12 protein-coding genes are annotated in these 18,854 nt (G+C 70.0%); 6 read left to right on the forward strand and 6 right to left on the reverse strand.

What is annotated here, in order from left to right:
- Window positions 1-42: 42 nt before the first annotated feature.
- Window positions 43-351, reverse strand: coding sequence for a hypothetical protein (locus E0500_RS09935; RefSeq protein WP_131569842.1), 309 nt, complete (start codon window positions 349-351; stop codon window positions 43-45).
- Between the two features lie 77 nt (window positions 352-428).
- Between E0500_RS09935 and E0500_RS09940 the strand changes: the two genes are divergently transcribed.
- Window positions 429-686 carry a GntR family transcriptional regulator gene (locus E0500_RS09940; protein ID WP_131569843.1) on the forward strand — a complete coding sequence of 86 codons (258 nt, stop codon included), beginning with the start codon at window positions 429-431 and terminating at the stop codon, window positions 684-686.
- Window positions 687-1,066: 380 nt separating this feature from the next.
- Here the strand turns inward: E0500_RS09940 and E0500_RS09945 are convergent, their stop codons facing one another.
- The gene (locus E0500_RS09945) at window positions 1,067-1,792 is read right to left on the reverse strand and encodes a hypothetical protein (protein WP_131569845.1); all 726 of its coding nucleotides are present in this window, start codon (window positions 1,790-1,792) and stop codon (window positions 1,067-1,069) included.
- A gap of 407 nt (window positions 1,793-2,199) precedes the next feature.
- Here E0500_RS09945 and E0500_RS09950 point away from each other — a divergent pair, with 407 nt between their 5' ends.
- Window positions 2,200-3,033 carry an NAD(P)H-binding protein gene (locus tag E0500_RS09950; protein WP_131569847.1) on the forward strand — a complete coding sequence of 278 codons (834 nt, stop codon included), beginning with the start codon at window positions 2,200-2,202 and terminating at the stop codon, window positions 3,031-3,033.
- Between the two features lie 31 nt (window positions 3,034-3,064).
- On the opposite strand, the gene E0500_RS09955 is transcribed toward E0500_RS09950, so the two are convergent.
- Window positions 3,065-3,979 (reverse strand): MerR family transcriptional regulator, encoded by a 915-nt coding sequence (locus E0500_RS09955; protein WP_131569849.1) that lies wholly within the window; start codon window positions 3,977-3,979, stop codon window positions 3,065-3,067.
- Window positions 3,980-4,083: 104 nt separating this feature from the next.
- Here E0500_RS09955 and E0500_RS09960 point away from each other — a divergent pair, with 104 nt between their 5' ends.
- Complete coding sequence (locus E0500_RS09960; RefSeq protein ID WP_131569851.1) at window positions 4,084-4,725, forward strand: class I SAM-dependent methyltransferase; 642 nt, start codon at window positions 4,084-4,086, stop codon at window positions 4,723-4,725.
- Window positions 4,726-4,919: 194 nt separating this feature from the next.
- Here E0500_RS09960 and E0500_RS09965 read toward each other — a convergent pair whose 3' ends face one another.
- The 3 genes from E0500_RS09965 to E0500_RS09975 all read right to left on the reverse strand — a co-directional run bounded on the left by E0500_RS09965 (window position 4,920) and on the right by E0500_RS09975 (window position 6,655).
- The gene (locus E0500_RS09965; protein ID WP_131569852.1) at window positions 4,920-5,246 is read right to left on the reverse strand and encodes a WXG100 family type VII secretion target; all 327 of its coding nucleotides are present in this window, start codon (window positions 5,244-5,246) and stop codon (window positions 4,920-4,922) included.
- Between the two features lie 15 nt (window positions 5,247-5,261).
- Window positions 5,262-5,570, reverse strand: a complete 309-nt coding sequence (locus tag E0500_RS09970; RefSeq protein ID WP_131569854.1) for a hypothetical protein — start codon at window positions 5,568-5,570, stop codon at window positions 5,262-5,264.
- 155 nt (window positions 5,571-5,725) lie between these two features.
- Window positions 5,726-6,655 carry a serine/arginine repetitive matrix protein 2 gene (locus E0500_RS09975; RefSeq protein WP_131569856.1) on the reverse strand — a complete coding sequence of 310 codons (930 nt, stop codon included), beginning with the start codon at window positions 6,653-6,655 and terminating at the stop codon, window positions 5,726-5,728.
- A gap of 208 nt (window positions 6,656-6,863) precedes the next feature.
- On the opposite strand from E0500_RS09975, the gene E0500_RS09980 reads away from it, so the two are divergent.
- The 3 genes from E0500_RS09980 to E0500_RS09990 all read left to right on the forward strand — a co-directional run bounded on the left by E0500_RS09980 (window position 6,864) and on the right by E0500_RS09990 (window position 18,833).
- Window positions 6,864-15,365, forward strand: a complete 8,502-nt coding sequence (locus E0500_RS09980) for a hypothetical protein (protein WP_181586932.1) — start codon at window positions 6,864-6,866, stop codon at window positions 15,363-15,365.
- Window positions 15,362-18,022 (forward strand): right-handed parallel beta-helix repeat-containing protein, encoded by a 2,661-nt coding sequence (locus E0500_RS09985; RefSeq protein ID WP_181586933.1) that lies wholly within the window; start codon window positions 15,362-15,364, stop codon window positions 18,020-18,022. The genes E0500_RS09980 and E0500_RS09985 overlap by 4 nt, the downstream gene beginning before the upstream one ends.
- 202 nt (window positions 18,023-18,224) lie before the next feature.
- The gene (locus E0500_RS09990) at window positions 18,225-18,833 is read left to right on the forward strand and encodes a hypothetical protein (protein ID WP_181586934.1); all 609 of its coding nucleotides are present in this window, start codon (window positions 18,225-18,227) and stop codon (window positions 18,831-18,833) included.
- Window positions 18,834-18,854 lie beyond the last annotated feature (21 nt).

Consider the following 18,854-nt stretch of genomic DNA (forward strand, 5'->3'; position numbering starts at 1 on the left):
TCTTTGTCGGGGCTTACGGCCCGAACACCATGAAGACGATGTCTATCGCGCCGGATTCGCCGCTCGTGAGGGGCGTGATCCGATACGGGAGGGTGGTCCGGTCGCCGGGGTGCCTTCTCGCTCTCCGGGACTCGCCGTGTCCTCAGGCTCCTCGTCCTGGGGTGCGGGCAGGCGCATGCCCCGGGACTCGGCGACGCGCAGGGCGTCGGTGAGGCACTCGGCGAGGCGGAGGCCTGCGTACCGCACCTCGGTGTACGGCGATGCGGGGTCGTCCAGCACCTTGCGGGCGAGGCCGAGGACGTCGGTGCCGGTGGCGAGTAGCCCTCTGTATACAAGTGCAGAGGGATCCACACGATTGTGTAGGTCGCTGCCGCTCTACGTTGGACGTATGAGCGATACGGAACAGCCGGAAGGCCACACTGGACCCGATGAGCGCGAGACCGCTCTACGTACAGCTGGCTGACGTGATCGCCGGAAAGATCGAGTCTGGGGAGCTGGCCCCGGACAGGCCCATCCCCTCCGAGAACCACCTCGCTGACGAGTACGGTGTGGCACGCCTCACCGCACGGCGTGCCGCGCAGGAACTCCGCGAGCGTGGCCTGATCGTCACTGTGCGCGGCAAGGGATCCTTCGTCGTCGAACAGCCGGCCGTCGATGCGCCCGAAGAGAGCGAACCGAACGCCTGAAGAGGCCGCGCGTTGCGCTACGCGGCGTCTTCAGCCTCAGCCGCCCCGTTTCGTTGGCTTCTCGGCGGCGGTCGACCGTCGACCACCCCGCTGGGACGCCAGTCGCGAAGGTCGGACTCGGAGAGGTGTCGCTCGGCGCGTCCCCTGAGTTCTCTCAGTGAGTACGCCTCGCACGGTCTCCCAGGTTCCTGCGTCGCCGAAGCGGGGGCCTACTGGTGACTCGCGAAATGCGACACTTTCCCGAGAAGTGTCGCACTTTCCGCCGGGCGCCCACCCCGCCGAGAGGCAGCTTTGGTATCGACGCACCGCCCGCCGCGCACTTCGAGGGCGGCTGGACCGTACGGCCTTGTCCCGAGGAGACGCGCTCTTCCCGCACCTCCCTACGGCAGCTGCGAGGCGATCCACCGCTCCAGTTCGGGGCTGCTTTCGAAGCTGGCGATGAGGGCGTACCGGATGCCAGGCCCTTTATGGTGGCCGCCGTGCCACAGCTTCTCGGAGTCCACGACCGCTTGCTGGTACTTGGGGAGCCGGATGGAGGTCTCGGTGGAGCGGTCGAAGGCCTTGCTGCGCACCAGTAGCGCGCTGGAGTGGTCGTCGGTCAGTTCCAGCCACACCCGGACGATCCAGCCGCTGCTCTGCGGATTAGCGGCGTTGTTGACGTCCAGGTGCAGGCCCCAGCGGCACTCGCGCAGGGTGTTCGGCGCCATCCGCAGCAGTTGCACCCGGCCGAACTGCGCCCCGATCGACTCCAGCCACGCCACGATCGTCGGGCACCGTTGCGCGTTCGGCGTCCACGTGCAGTCCAGGTCCTTCTTGCCTGCCTCGCACGCGCCGACCAGCTCTACCCGGCCGGTCGGCGAGGTGATCGGGGCGAAGAAGGTGTGCGGGTCGGTGGCGTAGGTGGTGTATTCCAGGCTCTCCCATTCCGCAGGCGGGATCTCGGGGCCGGAGTACTTGCGCAGCACCAGATGGCCGCCGCCGGCCTCCAGCGCCGGCATCCGGTAGTGCGGGGTCTCCTTCGGTATGGGGGCGGTCTTGCGGATGCCCAGCAGATGCATGGCCCGCTTGGTGTATTCGTTCTTCAACGCCGAGGTTGTGATCGCCATGGTTCTGGCACCTGCCTCTCGTCCGTGGGGCGAAATGACCAAGAGTCCGCCGCCACCGGTTGCGTGCTGCCGTCCGACACTGGGGCGCTCGGGGCCGCGCCCGTCGGGCGTGCGGCCTCCATGAATCACTAAAGGCGGTCGTCCCTCCCGCCGCAGCCACGGCCCAGCCATACGGGTGACCCCCCCTACGGCTCGGCCATCCTCCGGGGCCGCGGCGACTGGGTGATCGCCCCCCCGGGACGGCGCTTGGTGGCCGGGCTCCGCCGAGCCGCTACCCGCCCGCTCCACGCCCCCGGCCACCCTCCGCACTCGCCGGCAGGCACCTTGTCAGCGATCCTCTTGACCTCAAGTGTTGTTGAGTTTCTAGCGTTTTCTCTGGTTGATCATCTGACGACAGGAGAAGGCGCATGATTCTCGTGACAGGAGCCACCGGGAACATAGGCAGGGCTCTGCTCCAGGAACTGCATGCGTGCGGTGCCGGGCCACTGCGGGGGTTCACCCGTGACGCTGCGCGGGCCTCGTTCCCCGAGGGGGTGGAAGCGAGTGAAGGTGACTTCGCTGACGTGGCTTCCCTGGAGCCCGCACTGGAAGGAGTGCGTTCGCTGTTCCTCGTGTCGCGGATAGGCTCTGACGCCGACATCCTTGACGCCGCCCGGCAGGCAGGCGTCGAGCATGTGGTGCTCGTGTCGTCCATCACCGTCCAGACGCATCCGCATCTGGGACCTGCCCGCGAGAACATGGCTGTCGAGCGGTTGCTCAAGGACAGCGGCATGACCTGGACGGTTCTGCGGCCGACACAGTTCGCCTCGAACGCTCTGTGGTGGGCGGCGTCAATTCGTGAGCGCCAGACGGTCCGCGTGCCGTATGCGGACTCCGGGCTGCCCACGATTCACCCGGCGGACGTTGCGGCGGTGGCGGGAGTAGCTTTGACCGAATCCGGTCACCAGGGGCAGACGTATGCGCTGACCGGCCCGGAGCGGGTGACGGCCCGCCGGCAGGTGGAGGCCATCGCGGCGGTGTTGGGGCGGGAGGTGCCGTTTGCGGAGATCAGCCGGGAGGAGGCCCACCGGGACATGTCCACGTTCTTGGGAGCCGAGGCCGCGGATGCGGTGCTGGATGTGACGGGTGGGGACGTCAACGATGAACTGCTGACGGTGCGTGACACGGTCTCCCAGGTCACCGGATCCCCCGCCAGGCCGTTCGACCAGTGGGTTTCGGAGAACATCGCCGCCTTCCGCTGAAGCGCCCGTCCCTGATCACGTCCATGCAGACTCAGTTGGGACTCTCAGGTGCGCGCAGGGCCCGCGCCAGCCACTCCAGCTCCTCGGTCGCGTCGGGCGACGAATCCTGCCCGCGCACGCGGGCGACAAGCCTGCGGTAGCGCTCTGCCTCTGCCTCGATTCCGGCTTCCAGGCTGTGCAGCACGGCGGCCCGATCGGCGTCGCCGAACAGCTCGGACAGAATCTCGGCCGCCTTTGGTCCCTCGGGGTCGACCCCGCGTTTCCTGACCTCCGCGACGGTCTGTACGACCTGCCTGGCCCACCAGATGGACGCCCCGGGGAGACGACCCTGCCCCAGTACGGGCGTGTTGAGCTCCATCCATGTGCGCAACCGGGCGCGAAAGCCGGGGTCCCGTACCAGTTCGGCCAGTTCGATCCAGGCGTCGACCTGCTCAGGTGTGGGATCGTCGGGCAATTCGATGCTGAGGGTGCGTATGCGGTCGCGCAGGCGCGGCTCGACGTCGAGACCGCCGAACACCTCCTCCTTGAACTCGTCGATGATCTGCTTGCGTTCGGCGGCGGAAAGCCGCGCCAACCGGTTCATCAGTGCTGTCTCCTCAGCGGTGGAACCACGTGTCGCCACGGTGGACAGGACGGCCCGGCTCACTTTGAGCGAGCGGATCTGTGCGTCGAGCGCGGCCACGTGCGCGTCGGCGATCTCGGCGACCGTGGTCCGACCGCTCAGCACCCGGCACACGTCGTCGAGCCCGAGGCCCAGCTCCCGCAGGGTGCGGACCAGCTCGACGCGGGCCACGGAGTCGGCGTCGTACAGCCGGTAGCCGCTCGCGGAGCGGGCCACGGGCGGCACCGCTCCCTCGTCCGACCAGAAGCGCAGGGTACGCACCGGAAGTCCGGTGCGGTGTGCGAGCCGGCCGATGGTGAGCACGTCGGGGCGTTCGTCGTCCATGGGCGCGATCCTGGACCTTCCAGCCGCTGGAGACTCAAGCGTCTCAATCAGGTCCTGTCCGAGAGTCGGTCGTCAGCGTGGGGAAGACTCTAGGGTCCTCGCCTGTGACTGAACTTTCCTCGTATCACCGTGCGACAGCCGATGCCTACGATGCCGTCGCCATGGTCTATGCCGAGCTCCCCCGCAATGACCTCAACGATCTTCCCCTGGATCGTGCGGTGCTCGCCGCGTTCGCCGAGACCGTGCGGGCCGCCGGTTCCGGGCCCGTCGCCGAGCTGGGATGCGGCCCTGGACCGGTGACCGCGCACCTGCGGGATCTGGGGCTGGATGTCTTCGGGGTCGACCTGTCGCCCGTGATGATCGATCTCGCCCGCGAGGCATATCCGGACCTGCGGTTCGAGGTCGGTTCCATGGATGCCCTGGACCTGGACGACGGCCGGCTGCAAGGCATCGTGTCCTGGTATTCGGTCATTCACATCCCGCCGCAGGACGTGCCCCCGTACTTCGCCGAGTTCCGTCGGGTACTCGCGCCCGACGGAACTCTCCTGCTCGCCTTCTTCGAGTCGGAGGGTGGGCCGACCACGGCGTTCGACCACAAGGTGACGACGGCCTACCGGTGGTCGATCGACGACCTCGCGGGGCTGGCGGGCGAAGCCGGCTTCATCGAGGTCGGCCGGATGCTGCGTGAGCCATGTGAGGGGGAACGGTTCCGCCGTGGTCATCTGCTGATGCGTCTGAGGAAGTGACTCGGGTGATCTCGGGTGCCGTCATCGGTGGCCCGGGGCGACCCGGACTGCCTGAGTTCCGTTGGCCGGACCGGTCCGGCACGGGCCGGACGGACGGTTGTGCCCCGGCCGTGGCGGCAGCCGGGGCACGGGCCGGACGGCAGGACCCCGGCGGCAACGGCCGGCGGTGCGCGCCGTTGCCGCCGGGGCGGGACTCAGCCCTGTTGCGCCGCGTTGACGTCGTTCGCGATCGTCGTGTCGGACTCGGCGATCGCTTCGGCGATGTCGTTGAAGCTGTCCGCGTAGGCCTTGATGTTGGCGGCGGACTCGTTCATCTGCTTGCTGAAGCTCTCGTACGCCGACTGAAGCGCCGGGCTGGCCTTCTCGAAGACGAGGCCGTCCTGGAGGAGGTTGCTGACCGTGGTCTCCAGGTTGGTCAGCTCGGTGCTGATGTCGGTGAGCTTGGTGCCCATGTTCGTGGCGACGCGGGCGATCTCGTCGTAGTCGAATACGACGTCCTGGTTGCCGAGGGTTGCTGCCATTGTCTGTGCCTCCTGCTAGCCGTTGCTGTTGACCTTGTCGGCGATGTCCTTGTCCATCTCCTGGACGGACGTCGAGATCTGGCGGAACTGCTCCGCGAAGCCCTTGATGGACTCGGTGGCGTCCTTCAGGGACTGGGTGAACTTCTCGTACTGCGCCTGGAGTGCCGGGCTGGCCTGGGTCAGGACCAGGGCGTTGTCCAGGAGGGTGTCGACCTCCGTCTTGGCCTCGTCCATGCGCGGGACGAGGGTGTCCTCGACGCTCGTGTCGAGGAGATTGGAGACGCGTTCGATCTCGGAGTACGACAGGGAGATGTTCGCTGCCATGCGTGACTGACCTTTCTCGGGGGCCATGGCCTTGCGGGCCTTGGGTACTGGGGTGCCCTGTTGGCTGGAGTGCCTTGGTGGCTGGGGTGCCTTGTCGGCTCGGGTGCCTTGTCGGCTGGGTTTCCGGGAGGGGTGAACGGGAGGGACCAGAGGGACTACTCGTCCTCCTCCTCGGGTTCCGACCAGTCCTCGTCCGGGCCGGAGCGTGTGGAAACGGTCTTGTTTCCGTCGCCGTCGGTGGTCGTCATGGTTCCGGAGCCGTCGTCGTTGATCACGACCTCGGTGGTGGTCTTCGAGCCGTCCGCGTAGGTGGTCTCCATCGTGTAGTCGCGGGCGTCGTAGGAGTCGCCGTTCTCCGGTTCCTTGATCTCCGGCGCGGAGTCGTAGGTGGTGACGGACGTGTAGGACTGGCCGTCCGGGGTGGTGATGGTGGACGTTTCCTTCATGACGTTGTAGTCGTCGTCCAGTTCGACCGAGACCTGGACCTTGCCCTGCTCGTCCTCGTACGTGTACTCGGTCGGCGGCTTCTCGGAGGGCTTCTCCGGGGGGTCCCCCGGGTCGTCGGGGGCGTCGTCGTCGTTGATCCAGGTCTCGCACCAGCCGGGGGCGTCGTCGGCGTTGCAGACCTTGCCGATCTCGGCGTCGGGGTTCTGCTCGAAGTAGTCGGCGGCGCCGATCTCCTCCAGGTAGGCGTCCCAGGCGGTCTTGTCCTCCTGCCAGGAGTCGTACGCCTCCTTGTCGCTCTTCCACTCGTCCAGGCCGATGCTGCCGCTCATCAGACCGGCGGCGCTGGAGAGCTGGGCGTCGGCGTTGAAGAAGGTGTCGGCGACACCGCTGAAGGTGTCGGCGAGCTCCTTGAGGCCGTCCTTCGCCTGCTTCGTCCGCGAACTGGAGCGGGAGTAGAAGAGGTTGAAGGCGTAGGAGAGGTCGGAGGAACCGAACAGCGTCTTGCGTTCGGAGCTGGATGCCTCGCCGACATCCTTGAACACCCCGGTCGCGCCGCCCGAGTCCGCGGCGTCGGCCAGTTCACGCATCTGCCGCTGCACATCGTGCAGGGCCCCGTAGTCGATGGAGAAGTCGGGCACCGCGCCTCCTGCTCGGTCCTGGCCCGGTCGCCCCGGGTTCGTTCCCTCTGGTCCCTCCACGCAACAGCGGCCCCAAATGGTTCAACGTGGCTCAACCAAAAAATCTGGCGCAGTAGTTGAACCTTTTCCCGGCCCTGGAGCGTGGACTGTGCAGCAGACCTTCTGAAGACCTCCCGAAGACCTTCTGACCGGAAAGGGCGTGTGTCCCGTGGCCCGTCCCGCCGACTGGAGCGCGCTCGGTCTGGGAAGCGACCCGACACCGGGCGACCCGGACCGGATCGACGACGTCATCACGTCCCAGGACGACCTGGTCGAGCTGGCGGACACCATCGACTCGGGTCTCACCGAGATCATGAACACCACGGACGGGGCCTTCGTCGGCAAGACGGCCGACGCGCTCCGCGAGGTGATCGACGGCGACCTGCGGAACTACGTGTCCACGTTCCGGCAGGCGCACGTGGACGTGCAGTCGGCGCTGCGGACGTACGCCGGTGTGATGCGCGAGCAGCAGCAGCGGGCGGATGCCGCGCTGACGGCGGCGGCCGCGCTGGCCGAGGACGACGAAGAGGGCCGCGAGACCCACAAGGCCACCGCCGAGGACGCCAGGGAGATCCTGGAGGACGCGGCGAGCACGGCCGCGGACGCCATCCGTGACGCGGCGGACAGCATCGCCTCGCCGGTGGACGAGTGCGAGGAGATCTGGAAGGCGCTGGGCTGGCTGGCGCTGATCCTCGTCATCCCGGCGATGATCGTCGGCGGCCCGCTGGCGCTGTTCACCATCGCGCTCAACGTGGCGCTGCTGATCAAGACGGCGGTGGACTTCTCGCAGGGCAAGGCCAGCATCACGGACCTGGTGCTGTCGATCATCGGTGTCATCGCGCCCACCACCAAGGGCATCAACCTCGCCAACGTGTGGAAGGGCCTGAAGGGCTTCGGGGCCGGTGCCTGGAAGGGCGGCAAGAACCTGTTCCTGGGCGGCCCCAACGCGCTCGGGCTCTTCACCCGCCTCACCCTCGGCATCGACGACGCCTTCCGGGCCACCAACATCTTCCTGAACAACGGGCTGAAGGGCATCAGCGGACTGAAGGTCCCCAACATGACCTTCATGCCCGGCATCAAGGGCTTCACGATGAGCGGCGGGGCGTTCGGCAAGACGTTCAGCATCATCCCCGCCGCCTCCGAGCTGACCGTGATCAACCTGATGGGCGCGAAGACGTTCTTCGGGCTGCGGTCCGCGATCACCGGCCTGAACGGCATCCGCGGGCTGGGCAGTTCGCTGGGCCACAGCATGGTCAACGGTGTGCGCGGGCTCAACGGGCTGCGGTTCTTCCTGCCGGTGGCCGCCGACGAGATGGGCAACGGTCTGGCCTTCGCGCTCAAGATCGGCGTCATCGACCGCGGCATCTTCGGCATGTACCGGTACGGGGCCTTCGCGGGCGGCCAGTTCCTCGGGGCCACCAGCAAGATCAGCGGCGGGGTCGCGGCCGGCCTCGACCTGTTCCGGCCCGGGGCGGGCCTCGGCGCGCTGCCCAGCATCAACACCGGGCAGTTCACGCCGAACCTCGCGGGCGGCGGAGTCGGGTCGGGGCTCAGTAATCTGCCGTCGATATCGACCGGCTCGATCGGGACGATCAACCTCAGCGGCTTCAACGGGCTGGGCGGCAAGCTCTCCGCGTCGGTGCCGGGCATCGACGCCAAGCTCGTGGACATCCCGTCGACGGGCGGGCTCGGCAACGTGCGCGGGATCGACCTCCCGCAGCTGGGCCCGGTCTCCTCGGTGACGACGCCCGGGACGGGCGGCCTGAACGTGCCGTCGCTGGGCGCGGGGGGTGCGCTGGACGCGGGCCAGATCAACGTGCCGAGCCTGGGCAGCGTCGGTGCCGGGGCCACGCGGATCAACGTGCCGACGGTGGGCGTGGGACAGATGGACGGCCTGGCGTCGGTGCCGACGCCCTCCGTGGGCGCCGTCAACGTGCCGACCGCCGGGCAGGTCGACGTCCCGTCCGTCGGGCAGATCAACGTGCCGAGCCTGGGCTCGGTGTCGTCGGGCCCGACGGCCATCCGGATCGACATGCCGAGCGTCGACGCGCGGATCACCGACATCCCGTCGGCGGGTGCCTCGGTCTCGCGCATCGACATGCCGTCGGTCGGACAGCTGGACATCCCGTCGGTGAACCCGGGCCGGGTCGACGCCCCGTCGGTGAGCGCCGCCCACGTGGACATCCCCTCCGTGAACGTCGCCCGGGTGGACGTCCCGTCCGTCAACGCGAGCGGGGTGAACGGCGTCGATGTGAACATCGCCCGCGTGGATGTCCCGTCCGTCAACACGGGCGGGGTGAACGGCGTCAACGTGAACGTCGGCCGGGTGGACGTCCCGGCGGTCAACGCCGGTGGAGTGAGCGGCGTCAATGTGAACGTCGGCCGGGTGGACGTCGCGTCCGTCAACGCCGGTGGAGTGAACGGCGTCGACGTCAACGGCGCCCGGGTGGACGTCCCGTCCGTCAACGCGAGCGGGGCGCACACCGCAGGGGTGGACGGCGCCCGGGTGGACGTCCCCGCGGCAGGCGTCAACGGGTCGGCTGTCAACGGGTCCGCCGTCTCCCACGTCGACACCCCGTCGGTGAACCCGGCCCAGGTCGACGCCCTCGGCACGGGCCGTCTGGCCAACCCCGTCGGCGACCTGAACGCCACCCCCGTCTCCCACATCACCCCGACCCCCATGCCCACCCCCGCCAACACCGGCGACCTGCACGGCCCCGGCAACGGCGCCGTCATCGTGGACGTGCCGAACGTGGGCCGGGTGGACCTGACCGCGCTGGTGCCCCGGACCGTCGAGGTCCGGATGATGCACGGTCAGCAGTTCAACTTCCTGCACACGTTCACCAACATCGACGCCTCGCTGCCCGGCGTCAGCGTCCGGGTCACCCCGGGAACGGGCCCGCACGGCACGAACGTCACCGTCAACACGGGCGGCGTGCCAGGCGTCACCGCCTGGCACGACGTCGACAACGGCGCGGACGTCCTCCGTGTGCAGCACGCCCTGCCGAACAACGGCGGTACGGACCAGTGGACCTACTCCCTGAACGCCGCGAACAACTGGGCGCCGGTCGGCGGCGTACAGCACTTCGCACCGGGCACGCTCGGCAACTCCCACGCGCTGGGGGCGATGCCGCCCGCGAACCCGGGCCTCACCGGCAACGCCGCCCCTGGCTCCTCCAACGTCCCCGTCCCCACCCCCGTCAACACCGTCCCGCCCGCCACCCTGAACGTGCCCGGCGTGAACGGCGCCGGCATCCAGGTGCAGTTCGGCGGCACCCCCGGACAGATCACCGGGGTGAGTCCGGTCCAGGGCCAGGGCCTGCCCACGATCACCACCCAGCACCTCCCCGGCGCCGGCCCGAACGGCGCCGACCTGTTGCGCGTCGACCACGCGGTGAGCGGGGTCGAGGTCCGGCAGCTCGACCTGACCCTGAACGCGAACACGAACACACTCAGCCCCGTCCGCGACGAGCGCCTGATCACCTTGGCGGGCGGCCCGCACAGCGGGACCACGGTCGGTATCGACCTGCTCAACGCCAACGCCGTACGGCACGTGTCCGGGACCCAGCTGCCGCCCGGCCAGGCGCGGTACGTGGGCAGTGAGCTCAACATCCCGACCACCGGCGGATTCCAGCTGTACGACCCGGCGACCGGCATGCCTGGCCGCGCCGGTACGCAGCTGACCGGCGGCGGCATCGGCAACAACATGTACGTGATCCCCGCCCCTGGCGGCACGGGCCTGCAGCTCACCGACGCGGTCGCCGTCCCGCACCCCGGCGGCTCGGTCACCCCGGCGGGAGGCGGCTACCACGTCCGTACGCAGGGGACCCCGGCCGGAGTCGTCAACGTCCACACCACGAACGGCGCCTTCTCCCACGAGGCGCTCACCATCCAGGGCGGCGGCTACATCAACCGCGGCACCCAGCAACTGGTCGACGCGGGCGGGGCCAGGATCACCAGCGCCACGGTGACCCCACAGCCGGGCAACGCCTTCCGCATCGAGGACGGCAACCGCCACATCGTGGTCGGCCCCGACGGCCGCCAGACCCACCACGTCATCTCCCTCCAGGGCACGAACGACCTGGTACATGTGCCGAACACCCAGACCGGCACCCTGGTCCGGGTCGACGGAGCCGGTGTCGGCCAGGGCGCGATCACGCGGGTCGGCAACGAGTTCCACGTTCCGGCCGGGAACAACCGCACGACCGTCTACGACGGCACCGGCGCGCACACGAACGACCTGGTGTCGATCCAGGGTGGTCCGCTCGCGGGCAGTCGCCTGGACGTGAACCTGACTGGTACGCCTACCCGGGTGGTCGACGGGGGTGGCGTCCAGACGCACAACGTGGTCGCGTTGCAGGGTACGAACGATCTGGTGCTGGTGCCGAACACCGCGGGCGGCGGCCCGGTGGGCCGGGTCAGTACGGGTGGTGTGGACCAGGGCGCGGTCACCCGGGTCGGCAACGAGTTCCACGTTCCGGCCGCGAACAACCGCACGACCGTCTACGACGGCACCGGCGCGCACACGAACGACCTGGTGTCGATCCAGGGTGGTCCGCTCGCGGGCAGTCGCCTGGACGTGAACCTGACTGGTACGCCTACCCGGGTGGTCGACGGGGGTGGCGTCCAGACGCACAACGTGGTCGCGTTGCAGGGTACGAACGATCTGGTGCTGGTGCCGAACACCGCGGGCGGCGGCCCGGTGGGCCGGGTCAGTACGGGTGGTGTGGACCAGGGCGCGGTCACCCGCGTCGGCAACGAGTTCCACGTTCCGGCCGCGAACAACCGCACGACCGTCTACGACGGCACCGGCACGCACACCAACGACCTGCTGTCCATCCAGGGCGGCCCGCTGGGCGGCCGTGACATCCGGCTCGGCCTGGACGGCACTCCCCGTATGGACAACGGCATCGTCGTCCCGCAGCCGAACGGCCACTTCCGGATCCAGCAGGGCAACGACCACATCGTCGTCAACTCCCAGGGCGTGCACACCGACAACGTCGCCTCGCTTCCCCCCGCCCAGGGCAGCGGCCTGGTGCACACCCCGGCGACCGGCAACAACCCGGTCCCCGTCCTGAAGGACGTGGGCGGCAACCCCGTACCGCACGCCTCCGTCACCGCCGGTCCGGGCGGCAGCTTCAACGTCACCCGCGCCATCGTCGACGGCAGCGGCGGCCCCATCGGCCGGTCCCTGCAGTTCCACCCCGGTGGCGCCGTCGACCTGCTGGACGGCAGCCTGGCCAAGATGGACGACGTCCTGGTCTCCTCCCGGCCGAACGGCGGCGGCTTCCGCATCAGCCAGGACGGGGAGGTCCTGCTCGTCAACCCGAACGGCCGGGTCGACTTCGCGGCCACGGACACGGCCGGGACCGGCACCTTCCGCGTCTTCGACGGCCAGGGAACCCATCAGTTCGACACCGTCCGGCTCTCCGACTCCGCCGGCGTCCGGTTCATCCGTACCGACACGCACGCACTGCTCGACGGCGACCTGGCCCCGGTGCCCCCGGGCGGGCACACCATCACCCCGCAGCCGGGCGGCGGCTACCGGATCGACGGCTTCCCGGGCGTCCGGGCGGGCGAGTACAAGCTCTATGACAACCTGGGCAAGCTCACCGAGCAGCGGTTCAACGTCGTCAACAAGGGCGCCATCAAGCCGAACGAGTACCTCAAGGTCACCCACCCGACGGACGGCGTCACCAAGCCCACCTGGGAGCGGGTGCGGCTGGACGCGACGGGCAACCCACAGCCGGTGACCGGGGCCCGCAACTGGTACGACACCGGCAAGCTGGACGCCAAGGGCCTCGGCAACGGCCAGGTCCGGCTGACCAGCGACTCCGGCGTCGAGGTCTTCCAGCGGCGCACGCTGCCCGACGGCCATGTCGTCGACGCGTACCACTCGCCCGCCGGAGTCGGCACCTTCGGGAAGTTCAACCAGCGCGGGGTGTGGACGGAGTACGACGCGGGCGGCGCGGTGACCCGCTTCGGCACCCGGCACTGGGGCGAGAGCGGCCGCAGCTGGTTCGACGTGACGACCTCCAAGGGCATCGACACGCGGGTCCGGCACTTCCAGGAGACCCCGGACGGCGGGCACATCCTGGCCAAGCTCGACAACTCGCCGCTGACCCAGAGCTTCGCGAAGACGACCTGGACGCGCTTCGACGGCGAGTTCCGGCCGATCGCGGAAGGCACCCGGAACTGGGGTCCCGGCCGCGGCTACACCGACACGATGGTCAACCCGAAGTCCGGTGAGAGCGTCCTCGTCCACGAGAAGTGGGGCCGCTTCACCTGGAGCGTGCACGACGTACGCCGCTTCCACCAGACCGAGATCGGCGCGGACGGCGTGCCGAAGAAGGAGTACACGTCCTGGTCGACGCACGGCAAGGAGAACGGCCGCGGACTGACCCTGAAGGACGGCGACTTCCTGGAGACGCGCCGCTTCGCCGAGCAGCGGCCCCCGGTGTCCTTCCGCTGGCTGATGAGCAGCGACTACCGGGCCATGAGCTTCGACGCCGCCCCCTGGTTGAAGTGGGACAGCAAGCTCCAGGTGCACCACTTCACGCAGACCCCGGCGGGCGGCGGCGCCCCCGTGCACGGTGTGCGGTTCGTCAGCCAGAACACCACGACCGACATCATCCGCACCGGGGACGTCGTCCGCGAGACCCGCAAGCTGACGAACGGCGACACCCTCACCGTCGGCGACGTGAAGATGCCGGACGGGATCAACCGCCAGAACAACTACCTGCCCTGGTCGCAGGGCGACGGCAAACCGCAGGGCCACCGCACCTACGACGGAAACGACTTCACGACGCCCACGATCGACGGCCGCCGGGTCGTCTGGCAGGACCGGGTGGCCACGGGCCTCAACGACGGTGACGACTGGTACACGCCGAACATCCAGGGCCGGCAGTGGAACGTCGTCCGGTCCGGCCTGGACGACGGCACGGTCGTCGAGTACCGGCCCGCGCCCGGCCAGCAGACCCCGGCCCATCTGAACAACGGCGACTGGACCCGCTACGACCACCACGGCCTCGTCGTCGGCCGCCAGGACACCTGGCCCAACCCGACGGGAACCGGCAACGACATCCAGGTCACCTCCGTCAACATGCTGAACGGCGACGTGCGCTGGACCGACAGCCTGGGCAACGGCGGCATCCGCAAGCTGAACCACACCCGGGGCGACGTCACGCCCTGGGGCTGGGACCGGGAGGCGTTCCAGGACTTCGACGCGGCCGGCCAACTGGTCCGCGACCACCGGATCACCGCCAACGGCACCAGCATCGACTCCTGGTCCGTGCCCAACGCGGGCGGCGGCGGCCGGACCTGGCACTGGAACAAGGTCGACGCCGACGGCACGGTCAACAACTTCGGCACCGGAGGGGCCGACCGCATCCGTCAGTGGTTCGACGCGGGCGGCAACCAGATCCCCGACTGGCGTCCCGGCGCCAGTTGGCAGGACCAGGTGCCCAGCCTGGGCAACCGGGTCATCCAGGAGATCCCGGTCAAGCCGGCCGGCACCTCCTGGTTCACCGACGCCCCGCACCGCGTGCGCGAGTACGTGCCCGACCCGGCCGGACTCGGCAACGCCAACCCGCATGTGTGGAAGGAGTACGAGAACGGCATCGAGATCGGCCGCAAGGTCGAACTCGACGACGGCACCTTCCTGGAGAGCGAGGACTGGCACAAGCAGTGGCGCCGCTACGGCACCGACGGCGTGACGATGATCGACGAGCGGACCATGGCCGGGTTCGTCTGGCACACCGACACCTTCGGCCGGGTCTCCCTCATCGGCCGGGAGACCAACTTCACCGGTGTGTTCAACGAGTACCGCGGCTTCAACCGGATGTGGCGCGAGGGCAACAACTGGGAATGGGGCGCCACCACGAACGGCGTGTCCACGTACACTCCGTTCATCAACCGGGCCGCGCGGTCGATCGCCATCGACATGGTCCAGGAGTGGATCCTCGACTTCGCCATGAACCTGATGGTCTACGGCATCATCGCGGCCGCCACCGGCACCCCGTTCGGCGGCATGGACGTGGCCAAGGCCGCGTTCGGCGCCAGCGTCAGCGCGGGCGTCAAGGGCACCTTCTCCGCCGGGCACTTCGCCGCCTACCGGGGCGGCCCGTGGAAGACCGGGCTCAGCCAGATCGACCAGGGCCAGCCCTACACCCGCCGCCCCAACGACGACAACTGGGGAACCGAGTACGGCGGCAACGAGAAGGTGACCCGCTGGCGCTCCGGCACCTACGACTACGGCATGGGCCTCCTCAGCGGCATGACGTCCGGATTCATCGGCGGCGCGGCCTCGGCGGCGATCTTCGGCGTGAAGGACAAGGACGGCAACACCGTCCACCTGTCCGGCGGGGACGCCCTGCTGGCCGGTCTGGTCGGCATGGCGGGCAGCGCGCTCGGCGGTGTCACCACCGGCCTCGGCAAGACGATCATCACCCAGAACCTCGGCGGTCGCTGGTACCACCGCCAGGGCCCCTTCGACATCTTCGTCGTCGGCGGCATCGGCAAGATGATCGACAAGCTCTTCTCCAACCTGTGGATCGGCAAGACGCTCACCCAGTCGACCGGCCCGGACTACTACACGAATCCGGGCGGGGACCCAGCCGGTGGCCCGGCTGAGGGCTCGACCGGGGGCCAGAACGGAGGGCCCTCCTCATGACGGTGATACGCGTGGCCGCCAAGGGCCGGGGCGCGTACCGGACCATCGCCGCCGCGCTGGCCGCCGCCCCCGCCGGGGCGCTGCTCAGCGTCGAGCCCGGCGAGTACGCGGAGCCGCTGCGGCTCGCCCGCCGCGTGGTCATCGAGCCGGAAGCCGGCTACGGCTCCGTGGTCGTACGCCCTCCCACCGGGCCCGCCGTCACCGTCACCGCCCCGGACTGCGTACTGACCGGGCTGGTGCTGCGCGGCGCCGACCCGGCCGAGGCGCTCGTCCGGGTCGAGGACGCGGCCGGGCTGCTGCTGGAGGACTGCGAGCTGAGCGGCGGCCGGGCCGAGGTGCTCGGCTCGGCGGCGGGCTCGTCGGCGGCGGCCAACGCGGCGCTCACCCCCGACGCCGAACTCACCGCCGAACTGGCCGACCCCGTCAACGGCGGCGGTGTGCTGCTGCTGCGCCGTACGACGCTGAGCGGCGCCCGCAACACCGCCCTGCACCTGGCGGGTGACGCCCGGGCGCGGGCCGAGGACACACTGATCGACGAGGTGGACGGCATCGGCGTGGTGCTGTCCGGCTCCGCCGTGCTGGTGGCCGAGCGGCTGCGGGTGCGGGGCACCTCCGGGTCGGCGCTGCGGGTGCGGGGCGGCGCACGGCTGCTGGCCCAGGACTGCGCGTGGACGGGCGCGGGCCGCAACGGCGTGCTCGTCCAGGACACCGCGGTGGCCCTGCTCGCCGAGTGCCGCATCGACGGGGCCGCCCGGTCCGGGGTGCGGGTCTCGCACGAGGCGCGGGCGGAGCTCACCGACTGCCGGATCACCGAGCCCGGCGGCAACGGCCTGGAGGCCGCCGACACTGCCCGGCTCAGCGCCCGGGGCTGCCGCGTCGAGGCACCGGCCGGGCACGGCGTGCTGGCGACGGGCGGTACGACGCTGGTACTGGCCGACGCGGTGGTCGACCGGGCGGACGGCACGGCGCTGCACCTGGGCGACCGGGCGGTCGCCGTGATCAGCGGAAGCCGGGTGCGCGGGGGCGGCGACCACGGGCTGGCCGCGGTGGGCGGCGCCCATGTCGAGATGACGGAGAGCACGCTGGAGGACTTCCAGTCCTGCGGTGTGCACGTCGAGGACGAGGCCCGGGCGGTGCTGGGCGCGGTCCGCGTGACCGGCGGCGAGACCGGGGTACGGGTGCGGTCCACGCCCGCGGAACCCTCCGAACTGCGGGACTGCTCACTCCTCGGCCAGCGGCGCAGCGGCGTCGAGATCGGCTCGGGCTCCGCCGCCGTGCTGGTGGGCGTCCGGGTCGCCCAGGCGGCGGGCGCCGGTGTGGCCGTCGACGCCGGGGGACGGCTCGCGATGTCGGGCGGCGGTGTGTCGGGCGGGGCCGGGAGCGGGCTGGTGCTGGGGCGGGGCGCCGCGGCCGAGGTCAGCGGCGTGCGCGTCGAGGGCAGCGGCAAGAACGGCATCCTGGTCGGCGACTCGGTCAGCGGCACCTTCGACCACTGCGACGTGTCGGGTTCCGCCTTCCCCGCGCTGCATGTCGGCAAGGGCGCCGAGGTGCGGTTCCGGGGCTGCCGGGTCTTCGACTGCGGGCAGGACCTTGGGATGGCCGACGGGGCCGAGCCGGTGTTCGAGGACTGTGCGGCGATCCGCGTCCGTACGTCCGTACTCCCCGCGCTGACGGACCGGCCGGGCGGTCCCCCGCCGTCCCGTCCGACCGGACCGACCGGCCCGGCCGGTCCGGCCGGTCCGGGTACCCCGACGGGCCCGGGCGCTCCGACCGGCCCCGCCGCCGGTGCCGGTGCCGCCACCTCCGCCACCGACGGCGACGAACTGTGGCAGCAGGGCGAGCCCGAGCCGGAGCCCGAGACCCTGGAGGACCTGCTCGCCGAACTCGACGAGCTGGTCGGCCTCGGCGGCGTCAAACGGGACGTGGGCGGCATGGTCAAGCTGATGCAGACCGTCCGGCTGCGGGAGGAGGCAGGGCTGCCCGCCCCGCCGCTCAGCCGCCACCTGGTCTTCGCCGGCAACCCCGGCACCGGCAAGACCACCGTCGCCCGCCTCTACGGCCGCCTCCTCAAGGCCCTTGGCCTGCTCTCCCGGGGCCACCTGATCGAGGTCGACCGCAGCGCCCTCGTCGGCGAGTACGTCGGCCACACCGGCCCCAAGACCACCGAGGCGTTCCTCCGCGCCCGCGGCGGCGTCCTCTTCATCGACGAGGCCTACGCGCTCGTCCCGGCTGGTGCCTCCAACGACTTCGGCACGGAGGCCATCGCCACGCTCGTCAAACTCATGGAGGACCACCGTGACGAGGTCGTCGTCATCGCCGCCGGATACCCCGACGACATGGACCGCTTCGTCACCTCGAACCCGGGCCTGTCCTCCCGCTTCACCCGCAGCCTGACCTTCGCCGACTACACCTCGGCCGAACTCGTCAGCATCGTCGAGCACCACGCCCAGCGGCACCGGTACGAACTCACCACCGCCGCCCGCAAGGCACTCGCCGAATACGTCGAACTCATCCCGCGCAACGCCCAGTTCGGCAACGGCCGAACAGCACGACAGCTCTTCCAGCACATGACGGAACGCCAGGCCATGAGGGTCGCCGAACTCACCGCGCCCGATTCCGCCCAGCTGATGCAACTGGACGAACAGGACCTGCCGTAACACACCCCCCGGAGTCCGAAGCCATGTCTGAGCCCAGCTCACCACAGCCCGAGCCCGCCAAGTCCGCAACTCCGCCCGAGAAGCCCGGGGCCCCGAAGGGGTTCGCGGACACCTTCCGCCGCAAGCCCGCCCGCGCCCCGCGCGGTCTGACCCCGGCCCCCGCGTCTGGTCCGCCACCGCCTGGACGGCCGCTGCCGCGGCCGTGGGCGCCGTCGCCGCGCTCGTCGTCGTTCCTCTCCTCCTGTCGGGGAACGACGACGATCGGGAGGAGCGGGCGCAGACCGTGGTGGCGGCGAGCGAGACCCCCGAGGCGCCCTCGCCCTCCCCGAGCGTCAAGGAGTCGAAGAAGCCCGAGAAGCCGAGCCCCTCCGCCACGCCCGACGCTCCTGCCCCTCCGGCCCCGGCGCCGGTGGTCGAGAGTTCCCCCGAGGCGCCTTCCCCTTCCGTCAGTCGCAAGTCGGCGCCGGAGGAGAAGAAGGCCCCTGAATGGACGAAGACGGTCATATCGGCCACGAATATCCTCTCCACCGGCGAGTCCTGGAAGACGAACCGCATCAGGATGACCATGCAGCAGGACGGCAACCTCGTCGTCTACAACGAGGACGGCAAGGCCACCTGGGCGTCGATGACCTTCGGAGAGGGCCACACGGCCCGGTTCCAGCAGGACGGCAACCTCGTGATCCACAACGGCGACGACAGGCCCATCTGGGCCTCACAGACCAACGGCAACCCGGGCGCGCAGCTGGTCCTCCGCAAGGATGGCGACGTGGTCATCGCGGCCCCCGGGGGCAGGGTGCTGTGGAGCACCTGATCGTCCGGTTCCTTCGTTTTC

It is taken from the genome of Streptomyces sp. KM273126 (assembly GCF_004337435.2).
Taxonomy (GTDB): Bacteria; Actinomycetota; Actinomycetes; order Streptomycetales; family Streptomycetaceae; genus Streptomyces; species Streptomyces acidicola.

Bases quoted from the DNA above. Each gene is read 5' to 3' on its own strand.
- E0500_RS09965 (WP_131569852.1), bottom strand. From the start codon at position 5,246: ATGGCAGCAACCCTCGGCAACCAGGACGTCGTATTCGACTACGACGAG.
- E0500_RS09970 (WP_131569854.1), bottom strand. From the start codon at position 5,570: ATGGCAGCGAACATCTCCCTGTCGTACTCCGAGATCGAACGCGTCTCC.
- E0500_RS09940 (WP_131569843.1), top strand. From the start codon at position 429: ATGAGCGCGAGACCGCTCTACGTACAGCTGGCTGACGTGATCGCCGGA.
- E0500_RS09950 (WP_131569847.1), top strand. From the start codon at position 2,200: ATGATTCTCGTGACAGGAGCCACCGGGAACATAGGCAGGGCTCTGCTC.
- E0500_RS09955 (WP_131569849.1), bottom strand. From the start codon at position 3,979: ATGGACGACGAACGCCCCGACGTGCTCACCATCGGCCGGCTCGCACAC.
- E0500_RS09945 (WP_131569845.1), bottom strand. From the start codon at position 1,792: ATGGCGATCACAACCTCGGCGTTGAAGAACGAATACACCAAGCGGGCC.
- E0500_RS09985 (WP_181586933.1), top strand. From the start codon at position 15,362: ATGACGGTGATACGCGTGGCCGCCAAGGGCCGGGGCGCGTACCGGACC.